Origin of the sequence: Gluconobacter sp. NFX36 (assembly GCF_049887835.1) — a bacterium.
Classification (GTDB): Bacteria; Pseudomonadota; Alphaproteobacteria; order Acetobacterales; family Acetobacteraceae; genus Gluconobacter; species Gluconobacter japonicus_A.
In genome coordinates this window covers 1-6,317 of sequence record NZ_JAGEKJ010000034.1, presented here as the reverse complement: position 1 = coordinate 6,317, position 6,317 = coordinate 1, and the positions used below count along the sequence as shown (strand labels likewise).

Below are 6,317 nucleotides of genomic sequence, written 5' to 3'. Positions count from 1 at the left end.
CCGGCGATGGACCGTGATCTGCTCAAAACGCAGAGCGAAAGTCACCCCGGAAACCCTCAATCAAAGCGCCAAAAAACTAAAATCATCAGACAAGCGCATCAACAAACAGTTCTTCGATCCCTCCATCTCTTAATCACGATATTAAAATTCAAGAGTTACAAGAGAAAATATTTCCTCGGCTCGTGACTGTTATGACGGATGCAGCGTGGAAGAAAGAAGTGTTTTCCACTCCAGATATTGTCACTTTATCTCATGAGCGTCTTCAAAGGTTAAGCGATAATTCAAACTGTACACCACATCCAGTTTGTATCGTCCATTTATGGGAAATTACTTCACATGAGCGAGAAGTTTTTGGTACCGTTTTGCACAGACTCTCTCAGCACTACCGGCGACAATATGACGAAATTCAATGGAACCGAGACGCGGATGCCATTAATTATATTTTTTCTGTTTATGGTGAGGGTCATGCCCCTCACTACCCAAAAATTGATTCTGCTTCTATCGATGTAACGGCAGAGTATTTTTCTAGCCTTATTTCTGGAATGCAAGCCAATATTCTGAAAAACTCACTCCAGAGTAGTAACCAAATTGATCCTTTTTTTAAGGATGCTATCGCGAATTCAATCTTTCTTCTCGACGGAAATGATAGAATGGACGCCATTCGTTTCTCTGGCTTGTGGAACAACTGGAATGCTCCAGCATTGAATTTCGCGCGCCATCTGAGTTGGAAAAGCTATCCTTATACGGCTATCATTGTTCCCGGGGAAGGCCCTGAAGACCCACGTACGCAACTCTCAGCGTTAGGAAAATTTCGTCTTAAACTGGCTGTTGAGAGCTTCAATCAAAGATTGGCTCCCTTTATAATTGTTTCCGGTGGAGCAGTGCATCCTGCTCATACGGATTTCGTAGAAGCCGCTCAAATGAGGCACTTTCTGATTGAGCGGTTTCATGTTCCTGAAAGAAGCATTGTTACTGAGCCTTATGCGCGTCACACCACAACAAACCTGCGCAATGCTTCGCGAGACCTGCAAATTCTGGGGTCTCCAAAGAATAGACCTGCACTTATAGTGACAGATCAGGGCCAAAGCGCTTATATCTCAAGCCCTGTTTTTTTTAGCCGAAATATGACCGAACTGAGGTGTGAACCAGGAATAGTTGGTCAAAGAATCACGCAATTTTTGACGATTTTCATTCCTAATGAAGATTGCAATAAGGTTGACCCTTGGGATCCATTAGATCCATAAATAATAAAAGAAGGAGGAGATGCGTATAATTCAAATTATATATAAATAATTGTATGAAATTTTATAATTTAGATAATGAATTTATCTTTCACTGACGTGAGATTTTTTTAAAAAAGCACTACTTCATAGTAAGGTAGTGCTTTTTTATGCAACCTGTGACGTTATAATTTGTATTAATAATGGCCACGGATTGTGAAACTGAAAGTACGGGGTTCGCCAAAAATCATACCATCGTAGAAGCCCGCTTGTCGCACGTAGGTTTTGTCCGTCAGGTTGGTGATATTGCCAGCCACGTCGAGCCATTTGGTCAGACGGTAGCGGGCCATAAGATTGATGAGTGTGTAACCACCAACACGCAGGTTGGAATTGTCATATTTCCTGTTTCCTAGAGGGCGTCCAGGATTGGTTGCCCATTCCGTATTCGTCTGGCTGGAGATGCCGCCGCCAATGGTCAGGTGATGCAGGGCCCCTGGGAATGTATAGCTTGTTGTCAGGCGTACCAAATGATGCGGATCCTGCCTATAGCTCAAACCTTTTTCATACAGATAGCTGTAACCGAAGAAGACATTCCATCCCGGCAACAGTTCACCTGATGCATCAAGGTCAATACCTTCGGTTTTGACCCCATTGATAGAGCGATAAATGGATTCACCTGTCGTTGTATTGGTGGCACCTGTCGCCTCTGCCACATTGCTTTGTCTATTCAGGTAAAAAGCAAGGGACGCGTTCAGGCGCTGTTTGAAAAAGGATCCTTTCAAGCCTGTTTCGTAGCTTTTGCCCATAACGGGGCTGAGGGGTTGGTTATTGGCATCTCTGAGATTGGATTGAGGCGTGTAGATATTGGTGTAACTGCCATAGATCGACATGGTCTTGGTGAAATCATACACCATTCCTGCATAAGGTGTTAGGACAGCGTTCTGGCGCCCTGTGCCTGTCGCGCCAGAATACTGGTTCTGTGTATTGTAGGTTCCGCTATACGCTTCATAGGTGCTGACTCTTCCTCCGAGGATCAGGGAAAGGCCTTTGGCGAGAATGAAACGTCCAGATGCATAGGCGCCGTAGTTGCGCGTTACATCGACTTCTCTGGCTTTGGTCCGATGCGTCGTAAAATTCGGGTATGCGCCATCCCAGGTTTGCCAATTGGCTATAGGAAGGCCAGCTGCACGGTACTGACAGCCAGAATACGGCGTGACGCCGAGAATGCTGCAATTTCCGAGCGCTTTGCTGAAGGTGTATTGCGTCAGTTCGTCATTATATCCGTTAAAACCGAAAATGATCTGATGTTCATGTCCAAAAAAATGCATTGGACCGGAGATATGCACGTCCGCATTGTCGCGTGCGTCAGCATATTCTGCGTGAAGGGCATTGAGGTAGGCGCCTGTACCGTCCTGATTCCAGAAACCGGCATAGCCTCCAACATTTCTTGCTGCATTGTTGATTTTAGCAACGCCAAGATTGTTATAGGAACTGCCTTGCGTCCGCATGTAGCCGACCTTAAGGTGCCAGCCGGCAGAGAAGTCATGGTCATAATTGATGAAAGCCGTGTACTGGTCACGCGTGGCCTGACTCCAGTCCGCCACCGGATTGGTGCTGCGGGGCAGGTGTGTTTTGGTGCCATCTGCATACCAGATAGGAACGTTGGTGCCCCATGAAGCTCCGTCATTGCGGGTTCGTTCATACTGAAAACCGAAGTTTAGCGTATCTCGTGTAGAGAGATCCGCAGCGAAATTGGCAAGTGCGCCAAGACGGTTGACGTGTTCACGAACGCGGAATGTGTCTGTGTCATCCCATGTGAAAACATATCGACTACGAATCGTACCAGAATGGTTCAACGGGGTGTTAAGATCCGCCATGACGCGGTGCTCATTCCAGTTTCCCAACCGGAGTAAACCATTGGCGGAGAACTCTTTGGTCGGAGTTTTCCGCTGAAGATAGATGGTTGCGGAAGGGTCACCTGTTCCGCCCAGGAGGCCGTTGGCACCCCGGACGATCTGAACATTCTCATACAGGTCCATATTCATGGATGATCCAACACCTCCAAAACTGGTGGTGGCATCGATCTGCATGCCATCGATTTTGTAGCTGGTGATGTTGAAACCACGAGCACGATAGGTTGTGCGGCCAGCATTGTCGTTGGCGTAAGACGTGACACCGGGTGTTGTGTTCAGGACGTCATCAAGACTGTTGATCTGTTGGTCGTCCATGATCTGTCGGGTCATGACGGTTACGGTCTGAGGGGTTTCGCGCAGACTGAGCGGGAGTCCCGTGGAGGCACTTGTTGAAGGTGCGGTATAACTTCCTCGTTCCCATCTCTGAGAATGAACAATGATATTTTCGGCTGTCTGAACGGTTTTGGCAGATGCTGCCGTGGCATAATCTTTTTCTGAACGCTTTCTTCTTGTCGTATTTTTCTTTTTTGTATCAACCGGTTTTTGAGTTTTTTCCAAGTCTGAAGATTTCTTTTTTATGTCTTCGGCGTGGGTAGGGATAGGAACAACCGTTGCTAGGAATGTGGAAGCCAGAAGAGTGGTTATGGCGTAACGCGTTAAAGGGCGGAGGTTCACGTCGGCAGTTCCAAATGAGGTTGATTCAAATGATAATCATTATCATTTAAGGGTAGATAGCAGTGTGCTTTTGCAATGAAAAGAAACGGAGTTATTACAAATGATTTCTTGACGTGAATTGTATTGATAAAAATCCTAGTCCGGAAGCTGATCTTGATGAGGAGGGAGGAAGTCGGCTTCGTTTGTTCGGACAGTTTTGTGAATTGGATAAGTTCTACCCTGTTGAGGTTGTCTCTCTTCAAGATGGTGTTGGAATGATTGTCAGGTACTTGGCCGTGCGTATGGATGCTTTGGCAGCATGAGGTTTCTCTGCATCTTGCCGGTTGTACCATGCTACGTCGTTTATGATGGGAGTGATATTTCGAATTGATTTTGTGAGGAGGTTTGAGCAGGGTTTCGCGACCCGTCATTTCACTAAAACGCAACGATTCACTGGTTTTATGCCCGAAATGAGCTTGCAGATACGGTCATCTGGTCGAAACTCTGCTGGCTTTGCCTCAAGATCTAACAGATCCTAGTGCACCTTTACGGGGCCATAAGACAATTAATCCAAATTGTAAGCATGCTGCCACAAGAGGCAAACCTAAAAATCCGTCTGAAATCCATTTTTGTGTATTGATGGAGAAAACAGCCTTATCTGCTGTATAGTGTCCGTATGAAAGTAAAAACGCCAGTATAAACCCAGTTATGCCCATTGAAAATTTTGTAACGAGCGTATTTAATGAATAAGCTATCCCTGTAGTGTTGACGCCTGTTTTCTTTAAGCCATCATCAATCGCACTTGACAGGAGTGTAAAGTATAGAGGTGAGGCAATGCCTTGGGATCCCGTCAATAAAGAAAAAAAACAGAAAAATAAAGTATGGTGAAAATTTCCAATTAGCAATGAAGTGTAGCACAATATTTGAAGAAAAATCGTTAAGATAAAAGTCTTGCGGAATCCTAAGATATTATTTATGTTTTGAGAAAATAAGGCCCCCAAAAAACCTGTGATAGTTGCTATTGTTAGTATAATACTTCCTAAGCTTTCTGATCCTCCTAAAACAGCTCGAGCATAATAGAGAGAAAAACCATACAAGGAGGCTAGCCCCATAAATTGGAGAAAAACTAGACTGTTGCATAACCATAAAGTACGATTATTTAATAGATATTTTAAAATTCGAAGAAAATTTTGTTTTGTGGGCGGTGTTGGATAACGAACGTGGCAATTTCTTGAAACCACTGTCCACAACGCAATCGAGGTAAGGGCCAAAATAAAGGCGTAACGTGTCGTCCCTTGCTGGCGTTGTATCAGATCAGTTCCGCCCCCAAGCCAAAGTATGGCGGGGATAGTCAGAGATGATATAATAATCTGACCGCTTTGGCAGCCCATCATTCGGAATGCGTTCAGACCGACACGATGATGTATGGACCGTGTCATCATCGTTCCCAAAGCTCCATAGGGAGTATTAATAAAAGAGTAGATAGCTCCGAAGATAATATAGGTAACAGCCGCCCAAAAAATTCGTAGATGAGGAGAGAACGGGGGTGTGTAAAAGCATAAAAATCCCGTGATGCCAAAGGCAATAGATAACCTGCCAATGATTTTCGGAATAATGATCCCACCTTTACGGTCGAGCAACCAGCCAACAGCTGGATCACAAAATGCGTCGAATGTTCGGGCAACCAACAAAATCCATGCAACAGCTGTTACCGGAAGGCCGTCTATATCGGTGTAGAAGTACATCAGGTACGATGATGTCATGCCCCACATGAGGTTTGATGACAAATCTCCGCATCCGTAGGCAATCTTTTCGCGCAGCGGAACTCCGGCTTCGGGTAGAGTGTCAATTGCTTTGGACATTCCGTGCTTTTCCTAGAAAGTGCCTGTCGCCTTACAGGCGGCCAGCCTTCAGTTCAGTCGCCAGGTGGTGGCTGGATCGTGCAGTCAGCGCCATGACGGTCAAGGTCGTGCCCAGTGCTCCTCCCGTCGGAAAGCATGAGGCGTCCGTCACGTAGAGGTTTGGCGCATCCCAGGCCTGACAGTACTTATTCAGAACAGAAGTTGCAGGATCATTTCCCATGCGTGCGCCTCCGCTTTCATGGATCGCGGCTCCCATAACCATACTCTTCGGGAACATCTTGCGGAGAAACCAACGGGCGAGAGAGGATTTTTCGGGGAAAAAGCCTCCTTCTTTTTCTTCAAGACCGAGCGGGGATACACAGAAGTCGACCTTGCCGCCGCTAGCCTCAATCATGTCTGCACAATCGCTAATCTGCTGACGCAGCATGTTTCTCTCGACAGGATGCAAGCTACAACGGATATGGGGTAGGGGAACCCCCCATTGGTCACGTCTGCGAGGATCAAGCGTAATCCTGTTATCTGCGTAAGGCAGCATTTCTCCAAATGGAGGGTTCGAAAAACCTTCTGGATTTGAGGGTTCCTCTGTGATTCCATCTCTCCTGCGTTGATTGGGGATGATGGCAGATGAAGCAGCCTGGTTTCTTTGATGTTGAAGAGCGGCTGGCCCG

General features: G+C 46.2%; 4 protein-coding genes. 1 reads left to right on the top strand and 3 read right to left on the bottom strand.

Annotated elements, in window-relative coordinates:
* The first annotated feature begins 191 nt into the window (after positions 1-191).
* Positions 192-1,244, top strand: a complete 1,053-nt coding sequence (locus J4P41_RS15460; RefSeq protein ID WP_426067812.1) for a YdcF family protein — start codon at positions 192-194, stop codon at positions 1,242-1,244.
* A 173-nt stretch (positions 1,245-1,417) separates the two neighbouring features.
* Here the strand turns inward: J4P41_RS15460 and J4P41_RS15455 are convergent, their stop codons facing one another.
* The 3 genes from J4P41_RS15455 to J4P41_RS15445 form a co-directional block, all read right to left on the bottom strand.
* Entirely contained in the window at positions 1,418-3,808 is a 2,391-nt protein-coding gene (locus J4P41_RS15455; protein ID WP_426067811.1) for a TonB-dependent siderophore receptor, read from the bottom strand.
* 497 nt (positions 3,809-4,305) lie between these two features.
* Positions 4,306-5,649 carry an MFS transporter gene (locus J4P41_RS15450; RefSeq protein ID WP_426067810.1) on the bottom strand — a complete coding sequence of 448 codons (1,344 nt, stop codon included), beginning with the start codon at positions 5,647-5,649 and terminating at the stop codon, positions 4,306-4,308.
* 31 nt (positions 5,650-5,680) lie between these two features.
* Positions 5,681-6,184 (bottom strand): GMC family oxidoreductase, encoded by a 504-nt coding sequence (locus J4P41_RS15445; protein ID WP_426067809.1) that lies wholly within the window; start codon positions 6,182-6,184, stop codon positions 5,681-5,683.
* Positions 6,185-6,317 lie beyond the last annotated feature (133 nt).

What these genes read in the sequence shown, in the direction of transcription:
- J4P41_RS15460 (WP_426067812.1), top strand. Translation starts at nt 192, where the DNA reads ATGACGGATGCAGCGTGGAAGAAAGAAGTGTTTTCCACTCCAGATATT.
- J4P41_RS15450 (WP_426067810.1), bottom strand. Translation starts at nt 5,649, where the DNA reads ATGTCCAAAGCAATTGACACTCTACCCGAAGCCGGAGTTCCGCTGCGC.
- J4P41_RS15445 (WP_426067809.1), bottom strand. Translation starts at nt 6,184, where the DNA reads ATGCTGCCTTACGCAGATAACAGGATTACGCTTGATCCTCGCAGACGT.